This window comes from Brevundimonas sp. GW821-FHT02A10 (genome assembly GCF_059422025.1).
On sequence record NZ_JBWKWC010000001.1, the window covers coordinates 1265901 to 1287912 of the forward strand.

At 68.5% G+C, this 22012-nt stretch carries 20 protein-coding genes; 7 read left to right on the top strand and 13 right to left on the bottom strand.

All coding sequences use genetic code 11. The features are described from left to right. Nucleotides 1–16 precede the first annotated feature (16 nt). From AC07U0_RS05905 to rdgB, 10 genes are all read right to left on the bottom strand, one after another. A complete protein-coding gene (locus tag AC07U0_RS05905; protein WP_494719081.1) occupies nucleotides 17–1768 on the bottom strand; it encodes an AmpG family muropeptide MFS transporter in 1752 nt (583 codons plus the stop codon). 31 nt (nucleotides 1769–1799) lie between these two features. After that, nucleotides 1800–3407 carry a response regulator gene (locus AC07U0_RS05910; RefSeq protein ID WP_494719082.1) on the bottom strand — a complete coding sequence of 536 codons (1608 nt, stop codon included), beginning with the start codon at nucleotides 3405–3407 and terminating at the stop codon, nucleotides 1800–1802. 129 nt (nucleotides 3408–3536) lie between these two features. Beyond that, nucleotides 3537–5147, bottom strand: a complete 1611-nt coding sequence (locus tag AC07U0_RS05915; RefSeq protein ID WP_494719083.1) for a YifB family Mg chelatase-like AAA ATPase — start codon at nucleotides 5145–5147, stop codon at nucleotides 3537–3539. Nucleotides 5148–5211: 64 nt separating this feature from the next. Next, nucleotides 5212–6156, bottom strand: a complete 945-nt coding sequence (gshB, locus tag AC07U0_RS05920; RefSeq protein ID WP_494719084.1) for a glutathione synthase — start codon at nucleotides 6154–6156, stop codon at nucleotides 5212–5214. 92 nt (nucleotides 6157–6248) lie between these two features. Further along, nucleotides 6249–7385: an FAD-dependent oxidoreductase gene (locus AC07U0_RS05925; protein ID WP_494719085.1), complete on the bottom strand. Its 1137-nt coding sequence runs from the start codon at nucleotides 7383–7385 to the stop codon at nucleotides 6249–6251. 201 nt (nucleotides 7386–7586) lie between these two features. After that, the gene (locus AC07U0_RS05930) at nucleotides 7587–8402 is read right to left on the bottom strand and encodes a SirB1 family protein (protein ID WP_494719086.1); all 816 of its coding nucleotides are present in this window, start codon (nucleotides 8400–8402) and stop codon (nucleotides 7587–7589) included. 50 nt (nucleotides 8403–8452) lie between these two features. Further along, nucleotides 8453–8875 (bottom strand): YraN family protein, encoded by a 423-nt coding sequence (locus tag AC07U0_RS05935; RefSeq protein WP_494719087.1) that lies wholly within the window; start codon nucleotides 8873–8875, stop codon nucleotides 8453–8455. Further along, nucleotides 8872–9747 (bottom strand): 16S rRNA (cytidine(1402)-2'-O)-methyltransferase, encoded by an 876-nt coding sequence (gene rsmI / locus AC07U0_RS05940; RefSeq protein WP_494719088.1) that lies wholly within the window; start codon nucleotides 9745–9747, stop codon nucleotides 8872–8874. Before rsmI ends, AC07U0_RS05935 begins: the two co-directional genes overlap by 4 nt. A 42-nt stretch (nucleotides 9748–9789) precedes the next feature. Continuing rightward, nucleotides 9790–10938 carry a radical SAM family heme chaperone HemW gene (hemW, locus tag AC07U0_RS05945; RefSeq protein WP_494719089.1) on the bottom strand — a complete coding sequence of 383 codons (1149 nt, stop codon included), beginning with the start codon at nucleotides 10936–10938 and terminating at the stop codon, nucleotides 9790–9792. After that, entirely contained in the window at nucleotides 10931–11533 is a 603-nt protein-coding gene (gene rdgB, locus AC07U0_RS05950; RefSeq protein ID WP_494719090.1) for an RdgB/HAM1 family non-canonical purine NTP pyrophosphatase, read from the bottom strand. Before rdgB ends, hemW begins: the two co-directional genes overlap by 8 nt. Nucleotides 11534–12055: 522 nt before the next feature. On the opposite strand from rdgB, the gene AC07U0_RS05955 reads away from it, so the two are divergent. Genes AC07U0_RS05955 through AC07U0_RS05965 form a run of 3 tightly spaced genes read left to right on the top strand, consistent with a single transcriptional unit; the run spans nucleotide 12056 to nucleotide 13543 of the window. Next, a complete protein-coding gene (locus AC07U0_RS05955) occupies nucleotides 12056–12682 on the top strand; it encodes a DUF2975 domain-containing protein (RefSeq protein ID WP_494719091.1) in 627 nt (208 codons plus the stop codon). A gap of 18 nt (nucleotides 12683–12700) precedes the next feature. After that, nucleotides 12701–12943 carry a helix-turn-helix domain-containing protein gene (locus AC07U0_RS05960; protein ID WP_494719092.1) on the top strand — a complete coding sequence of 81 codons (243 nt, stop codon included), beginning with the start codon at nucleotides 12701–12703 and terminating at the stop codon, nucleotides 12941–12943. A gap of 3 nt (nucleotides 12944–12946) precedes the next feature. Then, nucleotides 12947–13543: a Smr/MutS family protein gene (locus AC07U0_RS05965; RefSeq protein WP_494719093.1), complete on the top strand. Its 597-nt coding sequence runs from the start codon at nucleotides 12947–12949 to the stop codon at nucleotides 13541–13543. Nucleotides 13544–13610: 67 nt separating this feature from the next. On the opposite strand, the gene AC07U0_RS05970 is transcribed toward AC07U0_RS05965, so the two are convergent. After that, nucleotides 13611–15755, bottom strand: coding sequence for a M13 family metallopeptidase (locus tag AC07U0_RS05970; protein ID WP_494719094.1), 2145 nt, complete (start codon nucleotides 15753–15755; stop codon nucleotides 13611–13613). Between the two features lie 210 nt (nucleotides 15756–15965). On the opposite strand from AC07U0_RS05970, the gene AC07U0_RS05975 reads away from it, so the two are divergent. Both AC07U0_RS05975 and AC07U0_RS05980 read left to right on the top strand, forming a co-directional pair. Continuing rightward, entirely contained in the window at nucleotides 15966–17825 is a 1860-nt protein-coding gene (locus tag AC07U0_RS05975; protein ID WP_494719095.1) for a cation:proton antiporter domain-containing protein, read from the top strand. A gap of 242 nt (nucleotides 17826–18067) precedes the next feature. Next, nucleotides 18068–18733: a TetR/AcrR family transcriptional regulator gene (locus AC07U0_RS05980; RefSeq protein ID WP_494719096.1), complete on the top strand. Its 666-nt coding sequence runs from the start codon at nucleotides 18068–18070 to the stop codon at nucleotides 18731–18733. A gap of 19 nt (nucleotides 18734–18752) precedes the next feature. Here the strand turns inward: AC07U0_RS05980 and AC07U0_RS05985 are convergent, their stop codons facing one another. Further along, the gene (locus AC07U0_RS05985; RefSeq protein WP_494719097.1) at nucleotides 18753–19874 is read right to left on the bottom strand and encodes a Rieske 2Fe-2S domain-containing protein; all 1122 of its coding nucleotides are present in this window, start codon (nucleotides 19872–19874) and stop codon (nucleotides 18753–18755) included. Between the two features lie 143 nt (nucleotides 19875–20017). Between AC07U0_RS05985 and AC07U0_RS05990 the strand changes: the two genes are divergently transcribed. Together AC07U0_RS05990 and AC07U0_RS05995 are read left to right on the top strand one after the other, a co-directional pair. Continuing rightward, complete coding sequence (locus tag AC07U0_RS05990) at nucleotides 20018–20959, top strand: alpha/beta fold hydrolase (protein ID WP_494719098.1); 942 nt, start codon at nucleotides 20018–20020, stop codon at nucleotides 20957–20959. Nucleotides 20960–20975: 16 nt separating this feature from the next. Next, on the top strand, nucleotides 20976–21602 hold the full coding sequence (locus AC07U0_RS05995; protein WP_494719099.1) for a class I SAM-dependent DNA methyltransferase: 627 nt from the start codon (nucleotides 20976–20978) through the stop codon (nucleotides 21600–21602). Here AC07U0_RS05995 and AC07U0_RS06000 read toward each other — a convergent pair. Next, the gene (locus AC07U0_RS06000; protein WP_494719100.1) at nucleotides 21599–21934 is read right to left on the bottom strand and encodes a hypothetical protein; all 336 of its coding nucleotides are present in this window, start codon (nucleotides 21932–21934) and stop codon (nucleotides 21599–21601) included. The genes AC07U0_RS05995 and AC07U0_RS06000 overlap by 4 nt on opposite strands. Between the last annotated feature and the right edge of the window lie 78 nt (nucleotides 21935–22012).

Consider the following 22012-nt stretch of genomic DNA (forward strand, 5'->3'; position numbering starts at 1 on the left):
TCCCAGGTAAGCCCGATCAGGAAGGCTGGGCTTCTGTCGCGGCCTCGGCCAGCGCTGCCTCCTCGCGCGCCTTGGCCTCGGCCATGACCGCCGGCTGGCGTTTGGCGACGTAGAAAGCCAGCACGATGGCGAAGATGCCGATCGCCGCCGAATAGAGGAAGAAGGTGAAATAGCCGGCGCCCAGACCCTGAACGGTCACGCCGCTCTTGGCTGCGCCCTCGACCAGCGAACCTTCGGGAAGCCGGTTGAACATCGGCTTGAACAGGGCCAGCGGCCCGCCCGCGTCCGCCGCCCGCGCCGAGGCCTCGATGATCTTGCCCGACTGGGAGGCGATGATCTTGCCGGGCAGGGCGTAGAGCGAGCTGAACAGGGCGTACTGGGTCGCGGTGAAGCCGATCGAGGTCAGGCTGGACATATAGGCGATCAGGGCCGTGCCTGCGTAGCCGGTGGCGATATTGTCGACCCCGATGGCCACGAACAGGGCGCCGAGGTCATGCCCCTGGGTCGCCAGCCAGCCGAAGACCAGATTCGACACCGGGCTCATGAAGGCGCCGATGACCATGGTGCGGATCAGGCCCAGCTTGGCCACCGACCAGCCGCCGATGAAGACGCCGAGCGACAGCATGACCACCCCGAAGACCTTTCGCACCTCGGCGATCTCGATCTTGGTGAAACCCAGGTCCTGATAGAAGGGGTTCATCATGTTGAGCACGAAGTCGGCCAGCCGGTAGAGGCAGATCAGGGCCAGGATCGGCAGGGCCAGTTTGGCGAAGCGCACGAAGAAGTCGGCCAGCGGCTGACCAAACGAACCGGCCAGATAGGCGCCGGGCCGGGTCTTCACGCCGGGGATGGGCCAGCAGGCCACGGCCATCAGGATGAAGCCACCGATGACATAGGCGAACTGGATCAGGACGCCGGTCGCGGTATTGTCCTCCAGCCCGGCCTTGATCGTCTCCGCCCCCGCGCCGAGCACACCGCCGAAGGCCCAGAGCAGGGCGTCAGGCTTGTCCGTCAGGCCGGTGCCGATGACCAGGGCGGCGATGAAGATCAGGCCCAGCCGCACGATCCACTCGACGACCTGAAGCACCGGCCGGGCCGGGATGTCGCCGACGGGGATTTCGCGGATGGTGTGGGCCTTCTCGCGCGGCGCCAGCAGGACCCCGACCACGCCGATGGCCATCAGGGCCGCCATGACGGCGTAGGAGAAGTTCCAGTTGTAGAGCTCGGCCAGCACCAGAGGCGCGGCGCCCGCGACGATGACGGCGACCCGGTAGCCCAGCTGATAGGCGGCGGCCATGGCGCCCTGACGGGCGTCGTCGGAGACCTCGATCCGCCAGGCGTCGATGGCGATGTCCTGCGTCGCGCCGAAGAAGCCGACCATCAGGGCGAACAGGGCCACGCCCACCAGATTGGTCTGTGGATTCTGCCCCGCCAGCATCCACAGGCCCAGGACGATCATCGCCTGGGTGGCCAGCATCCACGACCGGCGATGGCCCAGCCATTTGGTCAGGAAGGGGATATTGGTCCGGTCCAGCAGGGGAGCCCAGACGAATTTCAGCGCATAGGTGAGGGTGGCCAGGCCGAAGAAGGTGATCAGCTCCAGCGTCACCCCGGAATCGCGCAGCCAGGCGGTCAGGGTGTCGTAGATCAGCAGGTTCGGCAGGCCGGCCGAGAAGCCCAGCAGCAGCTGGGCCATGACGCGCCGCTCACAATAGACGGCCAGACCGCCGAGGCGGCCGGCGGGCTTGGTGGTCACGGCGTCGGTCATGGGCAGGCTCCGGGGGCGACGCCCCCCGGCGTCAGACGGCGACCTTGAAGCGGTTGTCGCGGTTCGTCCAGCGGGTCAGGGCGGCGCGGAGGGCGTCGGGCTCCAGCGGCTTGACCAGATGGTCGTCCATCCCGGCCTCCAGACACGCCTTGCGGTCCTCGGCGAAGGCGTTGGCGGTCAGGGCGACGATGGGGGTGGTGTCCCCGACCGCGCGGATGGCCCGCGTCGCGTCCGGCCCGTCCATCCCGGGCATGCGCATGTCCATGAAGACCATGTCGTAGCGGGCGCGCTTCATGGCGGCGACGGCTTCGGCCCCGGTAGCGGCGGTTTCGACCACACAGCCCTCGCGACGCAGCAGGGTCTTGGCCAGCAGGGCGCCGACCGGATTGTCCTCGGCCAGAAGGACGCGGATGCCGGCGAAGCGGACGGGAACGACGCGGTCGTCCTCGGCCAGGGCCTTGCGCGGCGCCGCGTCATTGACGGGTTCGGCGGCCTGGACCGCGGCAAGCACCCGCTCGGCCAGGGAGGCGCGGCGCAGGGGCTTGATCAGATAGCCGTTGAAGCCGATGGCGCGGTAGCGGGGGATGAGCTCGCGTTCGGAGGGCTTGAGCAGGATCACGCCGCGGCCCGAGGCGGGCAGGGGGGCGACGGCGCCCGGACCGAATTCCTGCACGGCGCCGGCGTGATCGACCAGGACGATGGCCGCGTCGTCGCTGGCCTCGCCGCCGCTGGCGACGATCTGGTCCGTGGCGGCCCGGGCGACGAAGGGATCGGGCGAGCGCACGGCGACCGCGATGCCAGTCAGGGGTTTGCTGCGGGCCGGGGCGCCGGCGACGGCGTCGAACACGGCCTCGAAGCGGAAGCGCGACCCGGTGGAAACGTCCGAATTGTCCTGACGCGGCCGGTCGGTGACGGCGACCGTCCCGCCCATGGCCCCGGCCAGACGGCGGACCACGGCCAGACCCAGGCCGGCGCCGCCGAAGCGGGTGGCGTCCGAGGCGTCGACGTGGCCGAACTCCTCGAAGATGCGTTCGCGGGCCTCGGACGGGACGCCGGGGCCGGTGTCGTCGACGATGAAGGCCAGACGCGGCCGGGCGCGGCTGCCCCCGATCCGCTCGACGGCGATGCGCACGCCGCCCGCGTCGGTGAACTTGACCGCATTGCCGGCGAGGTTGAACAGCACCTGCCGCAGCCGGCCCTCGTCGGCCATGATGTCGGACACGTCGCCGGAGACCGACCAGACGATCTCCAGCCCCTTGTCGTGGGCGCGCGGGCTCAGCAGTTCGGCGACGCCGCGCACCAGGGCCTCGACCTCGACCGGAGCCGGATCGAACTCCAGCCGCCCGGCCTCGAGCCGCGCATAGTCCAGAAGATCGTTGACCAGACCCAGCAGATGTTCGGCCGAGGACTGGGCCGCCTCGGCATAGGCGCGCTGGGCGCCGTCCAGACGGGTGCGGGTCAGAAGGCCCAGCATGCCGATCACCCCGTTCAGGGGCGTACGCATCTCATGGCTCATCAGGCGCAGGAACTGGTCGCTGCCGTCCGTGCCGGAAACGGTCGGGGCAGGGGCCGAAGACGGAGCCGGGACGGCCACCGGGGCCTTGAGAGAGTCTTCGCCGGTCTTCGCCCTTCGGGCCATGGTCGCGTCCGTGGATCGCCTTCGTGACCCTCACCCTGCACTACCAAGGGTTAAGGCCGGCTCAAGCGTCCAGAGAAATGTCGCTGCCCGAGAGGGGCCCGTCGCCACCTGCCAGTCTCCCTGCCGGGGTCACCAGGCCGGAAGGCCGGGACGGGCGTCGGACAGGTCCGGGTCGTGGCGGGCGCGCTGGCGGTCGAAATCTTCCTGCGCCCCGGACGAGGCGCGGCGGTAGATCAGGGCTTCGGCGATATGGCGGCGCAAGACCCCTGTGGAGCCCTCCAGATCGGCGATGGTGCGGGCCAGCCGCAGGGTCCGGGTCCAGCCGCGCGCGGTCAGTCCCCCCGCCTCCCCGGCCCGCATCAGCAGGGCCCGGCCGGCCTCGTCGGGGGTGGCGAAGCGATCGAGCACCTCCCCGGAGCAGCGGGCATTGATCGCCTGATCCCGGGCGTGAACCGGATCGAGCCCGAGGGTCGCCACCCGTTCGGCCTGCAGGGCGCGGGCGACAGCGACGCGGGCGGCCGCTTCCGCCGTGCCTTCCGACGGCGGCGGCAGGGCCATGTCGGCCGCGGTCACCGGCGGGGTCTCCACCGTCAGGTCGATGCGGTCGAACATCGGGCCGGAGATGCGGTTCTGATAGTCGCGCTGGCAACGCGGGGCCTTGCCGCAGGCGCCCTTGCCAAAGCCGCCGACGCCGCAGCGGCAGGGGTTCATGGCCGCCACCAGCTGGAACCGCGCCGGATATTTCACATGGTGGTTGGCGCGGGCGACGACGATCTCGCCGGTCTCCAGCGGCTGACGCAGGCTGTCGAGCGCCTGGGCCGAATATTCGGGCAGTTCGTCGAGGAAGAGGACGCCGTTGTGGGCCAGGGACGCTTCGCCCGGCTTGGCCCTCAGCCCGCCGCCGGTCAGGGCCGCCATCGAGGCCGAGTGATGGGGCGCCCGGAACGGCCGCTCATGGGTCAGGGCGCCGCGTTCGATCATCCCGGCCACCGACCAGATTCGCGAGGTTTCCAGCAGTTCCTGCGAGGTCAGTGGCGGTAAAAGACCCGGCATCCGCGCCGCCATCATCGACTTGCCCGAACCGGGCGGCCCGATGAAGAGCAGGTTGTGCCCCCCGGCGGCGGCGACCTCCAGCGCCCGCTTGGCGCTCTCCTGACCCTTGACCTCGCGCAGGTCCGGGACGCGGGTCCCGGAAACCACCGGCCCGCGTTCGGGCGCGCGCAGCACCTGGGTCCCCTTGAAATGATTGACCAGCCCGATCAGGGAGCGGGGCGCCAGCAGGGCCACGTCCCCGGCCCAGGCGGCCTCGGGCCCGTTGGCCTCGGGGCAGATCAGCCCCAGTCCCATGGCGTTGGCCGCCATGGCCGCCGACAGACTGCCGCCGACCGCCGCGATCCGTCCGTCCAGCCCCAGCTCGCCGATCGCCGCCCAGCCCTCCAGAGCGTCGGGCGTGATCACCCCCATGGAGGCCAGCAGGGCCAGGGCGATGGGCAGGTCGAAATGGCTGCCTTCCTTGGGCAGGTCCGCGGGGGCCAGATTGGCGATGATCCGCCGGGACGGCAGGGACAGACCGATGCCGGCGAAGGCCCCCCTGACCCGCTCACGGCTCTCGGCGACCGCCTTGTCCGGCAGGCCGACAATGGCGAAAGAGCCCTCGGCAGCCCCGATCTGCTGCACCTGGACGTCGACGCGCCGCGCCTCCACCCCTTCGAACGCGACTGTGGCGATACTGGCCAGCATGGACGTCCTCCCGCTTCGGAAGAGAACAAACCATGAACCTGAACGGAATGCAACCCCGCGTGGTTTAGGCCGCGCGTTTCGCCTCGATGACGTCCCACATCAGGGCGGTGGCGTCGATGCCGGTGAACCGCTTCAGCTGCTGGGCGCCGGTGGGGGAGGTGACATTGATCTCGGTCAGATAGTCGCCGATCACATCGATGCCGACGAAGATCAGACCCTTCGCCTTCAGGGTCGGGCCGATGGCCTTGCAGATTTCCAGATCACGCGGTGTCAGTTCGACCGGCATGGCCGTGCCGCCCACGTGCAGGTTGGAGCGCACCGCGCCTGCCGCGGGCACCCGGTTGATGGCCCCGACGGGCTCGCCGTCGATCAGCAGGATGCGCTTGTCGCCTTTCGACACGGCCGGGATGAATTTCTGGATCACCAGCGGGTCGCGCGAAGCGCCCTGATGGATTTCGATCAGGGCGTCGAGGTTGGGGTCGTCGGCGCGCAGCTTGATCACGCCCGAACCGCCGTTGCCATGCAGGGGCTTGAGCACCACGTCGCCGTGCTTTTTATGGAATTCGGTCAGGGTGACCGGATCGGAGGTGATCAGGGTCGGGGGCTGCAGGCCCGGGAAGGCCGTGACCATCAGCTTCTCGGGCGCCGAACGCACCTCGGCCGGGTCGTTGACCACCAGGGTCTTCGGATGGACCGTCTCCAGCATATAGGTGGCGGTCACATAGGCCATGTCGAACGGCGGGTCCTGACGCATCAGGATGACGTCGACGTCCTCGGCCAGGTCCAGCTTCACCCAGTCGCCGAAAGCCACGTGGTTGCCCGCGACATGCTGCAGGGTCACCGGACGGGCGCGGCAATAGAGGCGGCCCTCTTCCAGCGCCAGGGTGCGGAAGTCATAGACCCACTGCTGATGACCCCGCTCCTGCGCCGTCATCATCATCAGCCAGGTCGTGTCGACCTCGATATCGACCCCTTCGATGGGGTCCATCTGGATCGCGACCTTGAGCATGGGAAACCTCTGAACGGCGAGGCTTGGGGTATGGGCGCCCGACGCCGGACGCGCAAGGGCCGGAGCATGTCCTCACGCGTCCGGGGCTCGCTTCAACTCCGACGGCTGAACAGATCGACCACACTGCCCGGCGTCCCGTCTTCGAAGAAGCGCCGCAGGTTGGCCGCGCTTTCCGCCGCTGCTGCTTCACTGCGCGGAAAGAGGTCGGCCTCATAGGCCGCCAGCGCCGCCTCGACGTCGTCCGGAGACGCCAGCAGGGTCCGGGCCAGTTCGGCGCCGTCCAGAAGGGCGAGGTTCGCCCCCACCCCGGTGAAGGGCGACATCAGGTGGGCCGCGTCGCCCAGCAGGGTCACGGCCGGTGTCCGGCCCCAGCGATGGCCGACCGGCAAGGCGTGGATGGGCCGCAGCACGATCGGGACGTCGCTTTGGGTGATCAGGGCCGTCAGGTCTGGGGACCAGCCTTCGAATTCGGCGGCGAACCGGGTCAGGGCGGCCTTGTGATCGGCGACGTCGATCCTGGCGAACCACTCCTCCGGCCGCTTCAGGGCGGCATAGGCGTGCAGCCGGCCGTCGGCATAGCGATGGGCGAGGATGCCGCGTCCCGGCTCCAGCGCCATCAGGGTGCCGGTCCCGATCAGATCGGCCGTGGCGGGCAGGCGGACGGCGCCGTCTGAAAGGCCGGTCTCGACGAAGGACAGGCCCTCATAGGCGGGGCGGGCGTCGGACAGCAGGGGCCGCACCTTCGACCAGGCGCCGTCGGCCCCGATCAGAAGCATGGTCTCGATCGTCGAGCCGTCGGTGAAGGTCACCCCGTGCTGTCCCTCGCCCAAGGGCCGAACGGAGGCGAGCTTGCGGCCCCACCGGATCGTCCCTGCAGGCAGGGCGCCGATGAGCAAACGCCTGAGGTCGCCGCGGTCGATCTCGGGCCGGCCGTCTCGGCCGCCGGGGTCGTCGAACAGGATGTGGCCGGTCCGGTCGGCGATGCGTTTGGCGTCCTCGCCGGGGCGGACGAGGGCGGTGAATTCCTCGAACAGGCCGGCGGCCTTCATGGCGATCTGACCGCTGTCTTCGTGCAGATCCAGCAGTCCGCCCTGGGGGCGGGCGTCGGGCGAGGCCTCCGCCTCATAGACGGCGACCGGAACGCCATGCAGCGACAGGATCCGGGCGAGGACGAGGCCGCCGGGTCCGGCGCCGATGATGGTGACGGGGGCGGCAGTGAGGGCAGGCATGGGCGCGCTCCATTTGAGGCGCGGCGCCACAAGCGACCACCGCGCAACGCCTGATCAGGTCAGGCCGGGATTTCAGGAGACGCTGGCCAGCCGCGTTCGGAATGCGGGCGGCGTATGCGCGACGACCAAGGCCGTCGTTTTTCGCGACAGGAGTAGAGATATTGCCGGTCCGCGAGCGACGCAAGCGGAGCCGTTCGTGGGCTAGTTCAGCCGCATCCTCAGCCGGTCGAAGCTGGCGGTCTGGACGACCATATCCTGCCCGCCGATCACGCGGGCGCGGTTCAGGGCGTCGAGGGCGCCGTTCAGGGCGCCCTGTTTCTCACGCGCCGAGGCGACGTCCAGCCAGGGCCGGTGGTCCTCGGGATCGAGCAGGGCGCGGCGCATGGCCGAGCGTTCGGCGCCCTGATAGTCCTCGGCCTTGATGGCCCGGCTGAACAGGACGTTCTGCAGCCGGATGAGGGCCTGACGGTCGGTGACCGGGGCCATCAGCAGGTCCAGCCGGTCGGCGATGTGCGGCGTCAGCCCGGCGCGCAGGGCCCGGCGGCTCAGCTCCGAGGGCAGGACGATCCGGCCCTGGCTGAACGGATCCAGCGCCACCGGCCCGGCCGGGGTTTCGACCCGCAGCAGGAAGTGGTTGGGGAAGTCGACCCCCTGCGCCTCCAGTCCCACCCGCTTGGCGGCGTCGAGGTAGAAGACGGCGAGGGCCGCCGACAGGCCGCGCCGGCGTTCGGCGACGTCGATCACATCCGTATTGGCCGGGTCGTCATAGTGCAGCAGGTCGCCGTTCAGCCTCAGGTCGGCGGCCATGGTCTCGGCCAGGGCGTCGTCGGGGCTTTCGCGGTCCATCCGCTCGCCCAGCCGCTCGGCAGCGTTGCGGGCCAGGGTGCGCACCGGCTCGGTGTCGCGGAACGGATAGTCGTGGATGGCGCAGGCGATCGCGGCTTCCAGCAGGGGGAAGTCGTCGTCGTCGGCCCGACCGGCCTCGACCAGGATCGCTTCCGCTTCCTCGCGCGTCACGCCCACTCCCCGGAGTCTTGCCCCAACCAGCCGGGATTTCTTCCTGAAATTCAGGGCCCGGGAAAACTTATGGCTGAAACATGGCGCGGAAATCGTCCGGGAGCCAGCGCCACCATATCGATTCTCAATTCATGTCCGGCCAAGCTGGGTCGTCCGTGCAACACTGCCTTGCCCGCTGCGACCAGCCTTTGATGCTGTTCCGGAGTCAGGGCGGTCAGAGCGGCCTCCATCGTTGCGCGCCGTTTGACCTCGACGACGGCGAGTATCCGGCCCCGGCGGGCGAGGATGTCGATTTCCCCGCCGCGCCCCTTCAGCCGGAAGCCGAGTATCTGATAGCCCTTGAGCATCAGCCAGACGGCGGCGGTCCATTCCGAGGCGTGGCCCTGTCGAAACGCCTTGCCGCCCAGCGCCTGCCGCCACGCCGCCTTGGGGCGGGGGGCCGGCTTCGGGGCTTTCAGGCGTTCCGGCCTCATCCCTTGCCCTGAAGCTCCAGGGCCCGGCGATAGAGGGCCTTTCTCGGCAGATCGAGGGCCTGGGCCACCTCCGACGCCGCCTCGCCGGTGGGCAACCGGGCCAGGGCCTCGATCAGGGCCGCATCGGCGTCGGCGGCCGAGGCGACCTCGACCGCGCCGGGCCCGATGACGATGACGATCTCCCCCTTGGGCGAATCGCAGCGCGGATCCGTGGCCAGTTCGGCCAAGCTGCCCCGCACCGCCTCCTCATAGAGTTTGGTCAGTTCGCGGGTGACGGCAGCGGGGCGGTCGCCCAGCACCTCGGCCATGTCGGCGAGACTGGCGGCGAGACGGGGGCCGCTTTCGAAGAAGACGAGCGTTTGACGACCCTGCTTCAGCTCGGCCAGCATGGTCTTCCGCGCCCCCGACTTGGGCGGCAGGAAGCCGGCGAACAGGAAGCGGTCACTGGGCTGGCCGGCGATGCACAGGGCCGCCAGCAGGCTGGAGGCGCCGGGGATCGGATGGACGGGCAGACCGGCGGCGATGAAGGCGCGGGCCACGACGAAGCCGGGGTCGGAGATCACCGGCGTTCCGGCGTCGGACACCAGCGCCACGACCTTGCCTTCGCGCACCCGCTCGATGGCGATTTCGGCGGCGCGAGCCGAGGCGTGATCGTCGCAGCGCTCCAGCTTCGCCTTCAGCCCATAGGCGGACAGCAGCTTTGCGGTGACGCGCGTGTCCTCGGCCAGGACCAGATCGGCGGCGGCGAGGACGTCCAGCGCCCTCAGGGTGATGTCGCGCAGGTTCCCGATCGGCGTCGCCACCAGATAGAGGCCGGGCGAAACGAGACGCGACGGCGGGGCGGAAGGGGGGAAAGGCGAAGGTTCACTCATGGCGCGGGACCGTGCCAGCCTGACGACCTCAGGCCAAGTCTTCTATGTCAGCAAGACCTTCAACACCGCGTCGAGCAACGGCCGACCGGTTTCGGTCGCGACGACCCGTCCGTTCGAAACCGTCAGGAAGCCGTCCTCGGCCAGGCCCGCGACGCGGTCGGCGATTCCGAGCGTCCCGAAGGTCGAGGCTTCGGCGCCTTCGACGGTTCTGAGGCCCAGCAGGATCCGCTCCTCGGCGGCGCCTTCGGCGTCCAGGGCGTCGCGCTCGGCCCACGGCTTTCCTTCCGCGACGCCGGCGACATAGTCCCCGATACGGCGGTGGGCGATGGTGGCGGTGCGAATGCCGTCCAGCGTCAGCCGCCCGTGGGCGCCGGGGCCGAGGCCCAGATAGTCGCCGCCGCGCCAGACATGCAGATTGTGCGTCGACCGGGCCGCGACGCCGCGCGCATGGTTGGACACCTCATAGGCCTCGAAGCCGGCGGCGCCGAGCATGGTCTGGGTCGTCTCATAGAGGGCGGCGGACAGGTCCTCGTCGGGCGGGGTCCAGTCGCCGCGCGCGAAGGCCCGGCCGAAGGCGGTCGTGGGCTCGATGGTCAGCTGATAGGGAGAGATGTGCTCGAAGCCGAGGTGGACGGCGGTGGTCAGTTCGGCGGTCCAGTCGGCGACCGACTGATCGGGCCGGGCGTAGATCAGGTCGATCGACAGCCGGTCGAAGGCCTTGCTGGCGACTTCGATGGCCCGCCGCGCCTCGCCCGCCGAATGGTTGCGACCGAGGAACCTCAGAGCCGCGTCATCCAGCGACTGGACGCCCAGCGACAGCCGGTTGATCCCCGCCTCGGCCAGGGCACTGAAATGGGCGGCCTCGGCGTCGGTCGGATTGGCCTCCAGCGTGACCTCGACGGGGCGGCTCGCCGGGAAACGGGCATGGATCGCCGCGATCACCGCCGCCACGACCTCGGGCGGCATCAGGGACGGGGTGCCACCGCCGAAGAAGATGGAGGCCAGCTTCCGCTCGCCGACCAGCCCCGCCTGCGCCTCCAGATCGCTCAGGATCGCCGAAACCAGCCCGGCCTGTTCCTCCGTCTTCCCCCGGTCGCGCACGACGTTGAAGTCGCAGTAGGGGCAAATGCGGGCGCAGTAGGGCCAGTGGACATAGACGGCGACGTCCGAGCCCGGATCCAGATCAGTCAATCAGGGCGGCCTTGAGCTTGGCGAAGGCGCGGGCGCGGTGGCTCATGGCGTCCTTGGCCGCCGGCTCCATCTCGCCGAAGGTCTGGTCGAAGCCCTCGGGGATGAAGATGGGGTCGTAGCCGAAGCCGCGCGCGCCACGCGGCGGGAAGGTCAGCTCGCCGTGGACCTCTCCTTCGACGACGACACAGGGTCCGTCAGGCCAGGCCACCGCGAGGGCCGAGGTGAACCAGGCGCGGCGGTCGGTCGAGCCGATCTCCTCCAGCCGGTCCTCCACCTTCTTCATGGCCAGGGCGAAATCCTTGCCCGGTCCGGCCCAGCGCGCGGAAAAAATACCCGGCGCCCCGTCCAGCGCCAGAACGGACATTCCCGAGTCGTCGGCCAGCGAAACCTCGCCCGAGAGCCGGGCCGCGTGGCGCGCCTTGAGCATGGCGTTGCCGCCAAAAGTGGTCTCGGTCTCGTCCGGCTCGGGCAGATTCAGCTCTCCCGCCGTGACAATCTCGTAATTTCCATCCAGCAGGGCCGCGATTTCGGGGACCTTGCCGGGGTTATGTGTGGCCGCGACGAGGCGCATCCCTTTGATAAGCTTGAGTTTCATCGCTGTTCACGCACCGCGTTACAATCCATTGCCAAAGTTTAATATCGTTAAACGATATGTAACGTGACCTTCCCCGTAGCAAGGCCTATCTATGTTCTCACGAACGGGGGCTGCGCCGTTCCAGAGATTAGCGGAAACGCACAATCTTTACCTAGCAGTCATAACCGAGTGGGCAATAAACGACCCCCTCAATCAGGAGAACCACGATGAACACGATGAACGCTTCGCTTTTCATGGACAAGGTCGGCAACGTGCTGGTCAACGCCGCCCTGCTCGCCGCCCTGCCGACCGCTCTGGTCGCCATCCTCGTCCAGGCCTTCTGAGACCGTCTACCGCGCTTTGCACCGTCACCGGTGCACGGATTTGACCATGGGGGTCAGCGATGACCCCCGGTTCACGGTAAAGACGTCCTGTGAGGCTTTGACGAGACCCATGAAGATCGCGATGAATAAGACCGCGACGGGGTTCGCCGGACCCCGCGCGGCATTCGCCTCCTTCCTTCCGGCCTGAGCGACACGGCCGATGCGTCTTCCGACCCTCGAGAATCTGAAAGGTCGGCTTCCCGCCAGGGGCTTCAGGCCCCGGTTCGGTCTCTCCTTCCTTCTTCGCGGCCCCCTGAGGACCCTGGGTCCCGGCTCGGTCGCCAGTCTTCTGAAGATCGCCCTCGACGTGGCCTATGTGCTGCTGATGCTGCTGACCGCCGGCCTGCTCATCGCCTTCGTCGCCGCCATCTTCATCCCCATCTCCAACTACAACGTCACCGTCACCGCCCATGATGGCGGGCTGCAACAGCCCCTGACCCAGCCGCTGCTTTTGTTCGGCCTCGGGGCCCTGACGGCCTGGGTTGGCGGCTTCCTGCTGATCCTGCGCAACCTGCGCCTCATCTTCCGCACCCTGACCGCAGGCGATCCCTTCCGGCCCGAGAATGTGCGCCGTCTGCGCGCTATCGGCCTGACCTTGGCCACGGTGACCGCCGGCGTCTGGGTGGCCCAGGGCATGGTCGCCGCCGGCCTCGTGCCCGGACAGATGGACCCGCAGGGGTTCGGTGAGCTATTGACCCCCATCTTCTCCGTCCTGGTCGTCTTCGTCCTCGCCGAGGTGTTCCGCGAGGGCGCCCGGCTTCGACGCGAGAGCGAACTGACGATCTGATCGAGCGCACATCTTCCCATGGCCATTCGAATCCAGCTCGACCGCATCCTGCTTGAACGGCGCATGTCGCTGACCGAGCTCGCCGACCGCGTGGGCGTGACCCTGGCCAATCTGTCGATCCTCAAGACCGGCAAGGCGCGGGCGATCCGCTTCACGACCCTGGACGCCCTGTGCCGCGAACTGAACTGCCAGCCGGGCGATCTGCTCAGCCACGAGCCGGGGCCGCAGGAGATGGGCTCCGACGGCGATAGCGACGACTGACCCGTGGCCAAGGGGCCTCCGAAAAAGTCTGCGAAGGCCTCAGGAGATCTGACGTCCGAGGACCGCCGCATCTGGGCCCGGGTCTCGGGCTCGGTCACCCCGCCCAAAGCGCGCAAGGCCGCCCTCGTCATCCCCGGCGGCCCGCTTCCCGCTGATCCGCCTGCCAGTATCGCCGTGGCCGGCCTCCCGGCGAAAAAAACACCTTCCCACAAGGCCGCCGCGAAACCCGGATCATCCGGAGCCCGAACGGCTGCGCCCCATCCCGCCCCCCGTGGCGCCCCGGAAGAGCTGGAGCCGCGCCGCCAGCGCCGGCTGTCGCGCGAGCGTGATCCGATCGAGGACCGTATCGACCTGCACGGCTTTGGCCGGTTCGAGGCCGAGGACCAGCTGAAGGCCTTCCTCATGGGTTGCCAGGCGCGAGGCCTGAAGTCGGTGCTGGTCATCACGGGTCAGGGACGGCGCGGCGGCGGCGTCATCCGCGCCTCCATCCACGAATGGTTGCAGTCCCCGGCCCTGCGTCCCCTCGTCTCCGGCTTCGCCTCGGCCCACCGCCGCCACGGCGGCGAGGGCGCCATCTACGTCACCCTGCGCAAGAGCTGAGCTGGCAAAACGAAAAGGGCCGGAGCATCGCTGCTCCGGCCCTCGCCGTCGGGGATGGAAATCCGTCTTACCAGATGTGAACCCGGTCGGCCGGGGTCAGGTAGTATTTGGCGCCGGGCTGGACGTTGAACGCCTCATACCAGGCGTCCGAGTTGCGCAGCGGGCCGATGACGCGGAACATCGCCGGGCTGTGCGGGTCGGTGGCGACCTGCTGCTTGGCGGCTTCGTCGCGCATCTTCGACTGCCACACCTGGGCCCAGCCGTAGAAGAAGCGCTGGTCGCCGGTGGTGCCGTCCAGAACCGGGGCGGCCTGGCCGTTCAGGGAGATGTGGTAGGCCTCCAGACCCACGGCCACGCCCGAGGCGTCGCCGATGTTCTCGCCCATCGTGAGCCCGCCCTGGACGTGATAGCCGGGGATGGGTTCGAAGGCGTCGTACTGGGCGCCCAGACGGGTGGTCAGGGCCTGGAAATTGGCCTTGTCAGCCGGGGTCCACCAGTCACGCAGCACGCCGTTGCCGTCCGACTTGGAGCCCTGGTCGTCGAAGCCGTGGCCGATTTCGTGACCGATCACGCCGCCGATGCCGCCGTAGTTGACGGCCGGGTCCGCGTCCGGGTCGAAGAAGGGCGGCTGCAGGATGGCGGCCGGGAAGACGATCTCGTTGTTGGACGAGTTGTAGTAGGCGTTCACCGTCTGGGGCGTCATGCCCCACTCGGTCTTGTCGACCGGCTTGTTCAGGCGCTCCAGCTGGTAGTTCCACTGGAAGATGCCGGTGCGCTCGGCGTTGCCGAACAGGTCGTCGGGGCGGATTTCCAGGCCCGAATAGTCACGCCACTTGTTCGGATAGCCGATCTTGACGGTGATCTTCGACAGCTTGTCCTGGGCCTGGGCCTTGGTCTCGTCGCCCATCCAGGTGAGGTGAGCGATCCGGTCCGACAGGGCCGAACGGATGTTCGAGACCAGCTGCTCCATCTTGGCCTTGGATTCGGCCGGGAAGTATTGGGCGACATAGAGACGGCCCGTGGCCTCGCCCAGGGTGCCCTCGGCGAAGGAGATGCCGCGCTTCTCACGGCTGCGCTGCTCGGGCTGGCCCGACAGGTCGCGCGAGCGGAACTCCCACTGGGCGTCGGCGAAGCGACGCGACAGGCGCGGCGCGGCGTCGTCGGCGGTGTGGAAGGCTTCCCACGCCTGCAGCAGCTCGACCGGGGTCTGGGCGTAGATGGCCGCGATCTTGGGCATGGCCGTGTTCTGCGACACGATCAGGCGCGGCGCCGAACCCAGCTGGGCGGCGTCGAAATAGGCCTGCCAGGGGAAGCCCGGCGCTTCTTCGGCCAGTTTGGCGATGGTGTATTCGTTATAGGTCTTGTCGCGGTTGCGGTTCTCGATCGGGGTCCAGTGGGCCTCGGCGATCGAGGTTTCCAGGGCGACGATGGCGGCCGCGTTCTCGGCGGGCTTGTCCCAGCCGATCATGGTCAGCATGCGCTCGACATAGGCCTGATACTTGACCTTCTTGTCGGCGTAGAGCGGCGACAGATAGTAGTCGCGGTTCGGCAGGCCGATGCCGCCCTGGCCGGCGGCGACGACGTAGCGGTCGGGCGCCTTGGCGTCGATGGTGATGCCGGTGCGGAAGAAGGACGTGCCGAGGCGGCCCTGGGTGCCGCCCATCAGGACGGCCATCTTGTCACGGCTGTCGGCGGCGCGGATGGCGGCCAGATAGGGCTGCAGCGGCTGGGCGTCGAGCGCCTCGATGCGGGCCTCGTCCATATAGGCGCGATAGGCGTCGGCGATCTTGGCCTCGTCCGTGCCCGGCGTCAGGTCGGTGCGGGCAGCCAGACCCAGGACCAGTTCCTTCATCCGGTTGTCCGACAGTTCGCGCAGCAGGGCGAACGAGCCGTAGGAGGTGCGGTCCGACGGGATGACCAGCGACTTCAGCGCCGTCCCGTTGGCGTATTCCATGAAGTCATCGCCCGGGTTCACCGTGGTGTCGCGGCCGGCGAGGTCGAAGCCCCAGGTTCCGTATTTGGGCGCGACCGTGCCCTGATAGCCCGAGCCGGTCGGACCCGACTGGAACAAGGCGACCATGGTGCAGGCGTCGTCGATGCACTCGTGCTCGTCGCCCTGGGCGCTGAACAGACCCGTGTCGGCGGTCTGGGCGAAGGACGCAGCAGGCACGAGCAGGGCGCCGAGGGCGGCGCCGAGGAGAAGCTTCTTCATGTAGGAAAACAGTCCTGAAAGGGCGGCGATAGTCGTCGAAAAAGGCGGCGAATGAGGCCACGCGCGGCCGAAGCCAATATGGCGGTTCGGCGGCGAACCTACGCCGGACAGGTGGGGTGTCGCCTTAAAAAAGATTCATGAATCTCCGCGACGGGATGGCGCCGGAGCTGCGTTGAGACAAGATTGTCCCCACAGCGAATTGGGGGACGAATGGCGGGCGGACACGGCGGCGGCGGCGAATACAAGGATCTGGTCGTCTTCCTGGCGGCCGCGGGGGTCGTGGTGCCCCTGTTCAGCCGTCTGAAGATCAGTCCGGTGCTCGGCTTTCTGGCCGCCGGGGTCGTTCTCGGCCCGCACGGCTTGGGTCAGCTGACCGATACCCTGCCTTGGCTGTCGTGGTTCACCATCAGCGACCCGGCCCAGATCGCCCAGCTCAGCGAGCTCGGCGTCGCCTTCCTTCTCTTCATGATCGGGCTGGAGCTGTCCTGGGAGCGACTCAAGGCGATGCGTCGCCTCGTCTTCGGCTTCGGCCTGCTTCAGGTGCTGGTCTGCGCGCTGGTGCTGGGCGGCGGCTTCCTGCTGCTGGGCCAGTCGCTGGCCGCAGCTGCCGTGCTCGGCATGGGGCTGGCCCTGTCCTCGACCGCGGTGGTCATGCCGGTCATGGCCGAGAGCGGACGGATGAAGGGATCGACCGGCCGGTCGACCTTTGCGGTCCTGCTGGCCCAGGACCTGGCCGTCGCCCCGATCCTGATCACCGTCTCCTTCCTCGCCGCCGCCTCCCATCCCGGCGGCCTGCTGCAGCCTGACCAGATCGGCCGCACTCTCTTTACTCTCGCGCCAGCCGCCATCGGCCTGGCCCTGATCGTGGTGTTGGGCCGGGTGGTGCTGCGCCCCCTGTTCCGCTCGGTCGCGCGCAGCCGCAAACGGACGCATGGCGGTCAGGAGCTGTTCGTCGCCCTGTGTTTGCTGGTGGTCGTCGGGACGGGCGTCGCGGCCCAGGCCGCCGGTCTGTCGATGAGTATCGGCGCCCTGATCGCCGGCCTGCTGATCGCCGAGACCGAGTACCGCCGCGAGGTCGAGATCAATATCGAGCCGTTCAAGGGCCTGCTGCTGGGCGTTTTCTTCGTCGGGGTCGGCATCGGGCTGGATCTGAACGTCCTCGCCGCCGATCCGGTCTTCGTCTTCAGCCTGGCCGTCGCCATCACCGCCATCAAGGCCGCCGTCATCTTCGGGCTGGCGCGGCTGTGGAAGCTGGGCGCCCGCACCGCCATCGAGACCGCCCTGATCCTGGGGCCCGCAGGGGAGTTCGCCTTCGTCGTTCTCAATACCGGCATGGGCGAGGGTCTGGCCGCCCCGGCCTTCACCCAGGCCGTCCTGGTCTCGGCGACCCTGTCGATGTTCACCGTGCCCCTGATGGGCTGGCTGGGGCTGAAACTGGCGCGCCGGCTTGAGCCGAAGGACGTCGAGGCGCCGCCCGTGCCGGCCGAGGCGCTGAACCCGGTGGTGCGCGAAGGCGCCGTCCTCATCGTCGGCTTCGGCCGGGTCGGGCGGCTGGTCGGCGAGATGCTGGCCGAACACAAGGTGCCCTTCATCGCCGTGGACACCGATCCGGCTGCGGTCAGCGAGGCCCGGCGCGAGGGCTTCGACATCTATTACGGCGACGCCGGACGCGCCGAGATGCTGACGGCCTGCGGCATCGACAGCGCCCGGGCCCTGGTCGTGACCATGGACGCGCCGTCCAAGGTGGACGAGGTGGTGATCGCCGCCCGGCGCCTACGCGACGATATGACCGTGATCGCCCGTGCCCGCGACGACCGTCATGCGGCGCGGCTCTATGGCCTCGGCGTCACCGACGCCGTGCCCGAGACCACCGAGGCCAGTCTGCAGCTGGCGGAGAACACCCTGGTCGACGTCGGCGTGCCGATGGGTCTGGTCCTGGCGTCTATCCACGAAAAGCGCGACGTTTTCCGCGCCGTCTTCCAGGCGGCGATCCCTGAGGACCGTCGCGGGCGCGCGACCCGGGCCCTGCGCGGCTCTACCCTTCGGAAACCTTTGGAAAATAAAGCTTGACCGTTCGCGACGGAATGTCGGGATAACATCGTTTATCCATGTCAAACCTCCCCTGACGTCAGGCCGCGTGGAACCGCGCCGTTAATATTTGGACCCCATTTTCGTCATCGTTCCGTGATGAAGACCCCCGTTCTCGGGGTAGCGTCTTTTGAAAACCGGTAAATTCCGGGGCTCTCGGTCGCCCCCCTTCTCCCCATCGTCCCGGCGGTCCCCCCGCCGTCGGGTTTGAGTAAAGCATCTCCATGTCCCAAACCGCCGCGATCGCCGACGCCCAGTCCCCCGAAGACGTCGCCGGATCCGAAGCTCCCCGCATGAACCGCCGTCAGGCCGCCAAGGTCCGCACCCGTCAGAAGGTGCTGGACGCCGCCCGTGGCCTCTTCGCCGAGCGGGGCTATGAGCCCGCCACCATCCGCGACATCGCCAAGGGCGCGGGTATGTCCACCGGCGCCGTCTTCGCCAACTTCCAGGACAAGGCCGAGCTGTTCGAAGCCGTCCTGACCGAAGACATGACCAAACTGGCCGACACGGTGAAGGCCGGCGCCGGCGAGGGTTCGGTCAAGGCGCGTCTGGCCGCCGCCCTGACCGCCGGTTACCACGGCTCGCTGGACCAGCTGCCGCTGTTCCAGGCCATCGTCGCCCGCTCGTGGTTCCAGCCGCTGGCCGCCGAGACGCGCGCCCGCGCTGTGACAAAGCAACTGCTGGCCGTGATCACCCAGATCCTGCGTGACGGCGTCGGCAAAGGCGAGCTGTCGCAGGACGCCGACGTGCCGCTGCTGACCGACCTGCTGTGGGACGCCTATCTGTCGAACTACCGCCGCGCGGCCTACGACAGCTGGACCGAAGAGCAGCTGTCGGCCCATGTCGCCAAGCAGATCGACGTGATCCTCGCGGGCGCTCTCACCCGCTAGGCGTTGAAGGTGGGAGAGCCTAGCTCTTCCACCTCAGCACCCCGGCCTTGACCGGGTTCACGAAGCCGCGTCCCTCGACGCGGCTTTTCGTCCATTCGCGCTTGAGCTGCTGGTACCACTTCGCCTGTTTGTCGGCGTCATCGATCCAGATCAGGGCCGGGTCGTAGCGCAGCCCTTCGTTCTGCAGGTTCACCATCCCGCCGTCCTGTTTCAGGAAGGCGACCACGCCCATCCGCAGGAAGGGTTTGGCGATATTGAACACCCAGTGGTCGGACCAGAAGATCTGGGTGATCCGGGTCTTCGTCTCGGTCACCGGCGTCAGGCAGGTCAGGGCCAGGACCTGTTTCTCACCGACCTGGATGTGCTCCCAGCGATAGCCGGGCAGACGGAAGGTGATCTCGGTCGCCGGCGCGCCGCCGAGGATCTTGTAGGCCCTCGAGTTTGACGAGGGGGCGTGGCGCACCATGGCGAAGCCGAACTCGCGCGGTTCGAAGGCCTTGGCCTTCTCATGCATCGAATGCTCGGACCGCCACCACCACTGCTGATGCACGAAGGGCCCGTGGGCCGGGTCCATCAGGCCGACGACGGCGTGGTCGATATGGCTGTCGAAATCCATCCATTCGACCAGTTTGGCCTCGCCGCCGACCACCCCGGGGAAGACCGGTGGCGCATGGTCGGGCGCTTCCTCGGAGCGCGGGTCCGAGCGCATGAAGACGAAGACCAGACCCTGGCTCTCGACCACAGGATAGGAGCGGACGCGGATGCGGCTGGCCTCGAAGGCCTGTTCCTCGACCAGCGACGGAATGGCGGCGCAGACCCCGTCGGTGCGGAAGCGCCAGCCGTGATAGGGGCATTCGATGGTCTCGCCCTCGCCGGGCTTGTCGACCAGCCGTCCGGCCGACAGGGGCGCGGCCCGGTGCGGGCAGATGTCGCGCATGCCGTAGACGGCGCCGGCGTTCGTTCGCCCGATCAGGACCGGCTCGCCCATGATCTCGTATCGTTTCAGCGAGGCTTTCGCGACATCGCGCGACAGGGCCACGAAATACCAGGCGTCCAGCACGAACCCCTTGCCGAAGGCGGTCGGCGGAGCCTTGGCCTCGGGGGCGCTGGACGAGACGGGAGCGGAGTCGGCGGAGGGCATTCCGGCATTCTAGGCGTCCGCGTTCGTGACGTCATCACGCAGGATTTTTTCCACGGCCCGCTTCCGCCCGCATCCAATCGTCCCCACAGTGACGACGAGGGATGAGAACGCGGGTGAACGGCCCGCTCCGGAGGGAAACCCAGATGAACACCCAGCTGTTGACCGGACTGGTCGCCGCCGTCGGCCTGATGATCAATTTCGGCGCGGTCGGCCTGGCCTCCGCCCAGGACGGCCATACGGAACATGCCGAACACCACCGCCATGCCGACTTCGCCTCGGACCGGCTGCATGTCCGCATCGACGGTGAGGCCGGCGGGCGCGACATCATCCTGATCCCGGGCCTGAGCTCCTCGCCTGAGGTCTGGGACGGCACGGTCGAGCATCTCGGCGCCGGCTGGCGCGTCCACCGCATCCATATCCAGGGCTTCGCCGGCGCGCCGGTCGAGGGCAATGGCGAGGGCCCGGTCGCGGCCCCGGTCGCCGAGGAGATCGCCCGCTACATCACCGAAAACCATCTGGATCATCCGGTGATCGTCGGCCATTCCATGGGCGGAACCATCGGCATGATGCTGGCCGCCCGTCATCCCGATCTGGTCGGCAAGCTGATGGTCGTGGACATGGTGCCCTTCATGGGGGCGATGTTCGGCCCCCCCGGAACCACGGCCGAGAGCGTCGCCGCCACCGCCGACATGGTCGGGAACGGCATGGCCACGGCCAGCCCCGCCGACTATCAGGCCCGGGCCGCCGCCTCTGTCACCGGCATGATCAATACGGAATCGAAGCGAGCCGGGCCGCTGCACGACACCGCGACCAGCGACCAGCAGGTCTCGGCCCATTCGATGCGCGAACTGATCGCCACCGACCTGCGCCCGGAACTGTCGAAGATCACGGCCCCGACCGAGGTCCTGTATGTGAAGTTCAACGATGCCCGCATGACGCCGGAGATTACCGACGGCATCTACCGCGCCTCGTTCGCCAACCTGCCGGGCGCGAAGCTGCAACGCATCGACGACAGCGCCCACTTCATCATGCTGGACCAGCCCGAGGTCTTCTATTCGGCGCTGGACGCCTTCGTCGCGCAGTAGGCGGATCAGCAGGCCGATGACCCACCCGTCCGCGGACAGGATCATCGGCCTCTATTCCGACAAGGCCGGGGACTGGATCGCCGACCGGCGTCGGACGTTGGGGACCGGCGGTCCGGGCCTGACCGAGGCCGGCTGGTTCGAGCGGTTCATGGCCGCGCTCCCGCCCGGCGGGATGGTGCTGGACGTCGGCTGCGGCGCCGGCTGGCCGGTGGCGGCGACCCTGATCGAGCGGGGGTTCAGGGTCACCGGCGTCGATCCGGCCCCGGGCCTGCTGGCCCATGCAGCCGAGACCCTGCCGTCAGGCGAATGGCTGGCCGGCGACATGCGCACTCTCGACCTGGGGATGCGGCGCTTCGACGGCCTTCTGGCCTGGCACAGCCTGTTCCACCTCAGCCCCGACGACCAGAGGATCGCCCTGCCGCGCATCCTGTCCCACGCGGCGGAGACCTGCGTCTTCATGACCTCCAGCGGCCCGCACGAGGGCGAGATCGTCGGCGAATGGCGTGGCGAACCCCTCTACCACGGCAGCCTCGCGCCCGAGGAATACCGCGCAATCTTCGCCGCCCACGGCTTCACGCCTGATCGGGTCGAGGCGGCCGAACAGGACGGGCACGGAGTGGTCTGGGTGGCGCGGCGAGGTTAGTTGCGAACCGGCTCTGCCAACCGCCACTCCCCGACATCCCAGTCAAAGACTTCGCCGGTCGATTTCCGAACCGCGAACCAGCCGAGATTGGTGCTGCAGATGCCGTCGCAATCGCGATTGCTGTGCAGGGCCAGAACGAAATAGCCGCGCGGCAGATCGGCGCCCATCGAGGGGTCGCAGAAGGCGAGTTGGGACTCCGGATAGCGATCAACCGCGACGACACGCTCTTTCACCAGACTGCAGGCCTCTTCTGCGTTCGAGGCGCTGAGCTGGGTCGCGCAACCGGCCAACGCCAACAACCTCACAGGCAGCAGCCAAGAGACAACCTTCATGTCAGCGCCTTTCTCCAGTAGCGACACGCTATGCCGTCCAGCGATGGCGGCAAGGGTTCTCGACGCCCCTGCACCGCT

What these genes read in the sequence shown, in the direction of transcription:
- AC07U0_RS05935 (WP_494719087.1), bottom strand. Translation starts at nt 8,875, where the DNA reads ATGAGGCCGGAACGCCTGAAAGCCCCGAAGCCGGCCCCCCGCCCCAAG.
- AC07U0_RS05980 (WP_494719096.1), top strand. Translation starts at nt 18,068, where the DNA reads ATGTCCCAAACCGCCGCGATCGCCGACGCCCAGTCCCCCGAAGACGTC.
- AC07U0_RS05985 (WP_494719097.1), bottom strand. Translation starts at nt 19,874, where the DNA reads ATGCCCTCCGCCGACTCCGCTCCCGTCTCGTCCAGCGCCCCCGAGGCC.
- rsmI (WP_494719088.1), bottom strand. Translation starts at nt 9,747, where the DNA reads ATGAGTGAACCTTCGCCTTTCCCCCCTTCCGCCCCGCCGTCGCGTCTC.
- AC07U0_RS05975 (WP_494719095.1), top strand. Translation starts at nt 15,966, where the DNA reads ATGGCGGGCGGACACGGCGGCGGCGGCGAATACAAGGATCTGGTCGTC.
- AC07U0_RS06000 (WP_494719100.1), bottom strand. Translation starts at nt 21,934, where the DNA reads ATGAAGGTTGTCTCTTGGCTGCTGCCTGTGAGGTTGTTGGCGTTGGCC.
- gshB (WP_494719084.1), bottom strand. Translation starts at nt 6,156, where the DNA reads ATGCTCAAGGTCGCGATCCAGATGGACCCCATCGAAGGGGTCGATATC.
- AC07U0_RS05960 (WP_494719092.1), top strand. Translation starts at nt 12,701, where the DNA reads ATGGCCATTCGAATCCAGCTCGACCGCATCCTGCTTGAACGGCGCATG.
- AC07U0_RS05970 (WP_494719094.1), bottom strand. Translation starts at nt 15,755, where the DNA reads ATGAAGAAGCTTCTCCTCGGCGCCGCCCTCGGCGCCCTGCTCGTGCCT.
- rdgB (WP_494719090.1), bottom strand. Translation starts at nt 11,533, where the DNA reads ATGAAACTCAAGCTTATCAAAGGGATGCGCCTCGTCGCGGCCACACAT.
- AC07U0_RS05915 (WP_494719083.1), bottom strand. Translation starts at nt 5,147, where the DNA reads ATGCTGGCCAGTATCGCCACAGTCGCGTTCGAAGGGGTGGAGGCGCGG.
- AC07U0_RS05955 (WP_494719091.1), top strand. Translation starts at nt 12,056, where the DNA reads ATGCGTCTTCCGACCCTCGAGAATCTGAAAGGTCGGCTTCCCGCCAGG.
- AC07U0_RS05995 (WP_494719099.1), top strand. Translation starts at nt 20,976, where the DNA reads ATGACCCACCCGTCCGCGGACAGGATCATCGGCCTCTATTCCGACAAG.
- AC07U0_RS05990 (WP_494719098.1), top strand. Translation starts at nt 20,018, where the DNA reads ATGAACACCCAGCTGTTGACCGGACTGGTCGCCGCCGTCGGCCTGATG.
- AC07U0_RS05910 (WP_494719082.1), bottom strand. Translation starts at nt 3,407, where the DNA reads ATGGCCCGAAGGGCGAAGACCGGCGAAGACTCTCTCAAGGCCCCGGTG.
- AC07U0_RS05905 (WP_494719081.1), bottom strand. Translation starts at nt 1,768, where the DNA reads ATGACCGACGCCGTGACCACCAAGCCCGCCGGCCGCCTCGGCGGTCTG.
- AC07U0_RS05925 (WP_494719085.1), bottom strand. Translation starts at nt 7,385, where the DNA reads ATGCCTGCCCTCACTGCCGCCCCCGTCACCATCATCGGCGCCGGACCC.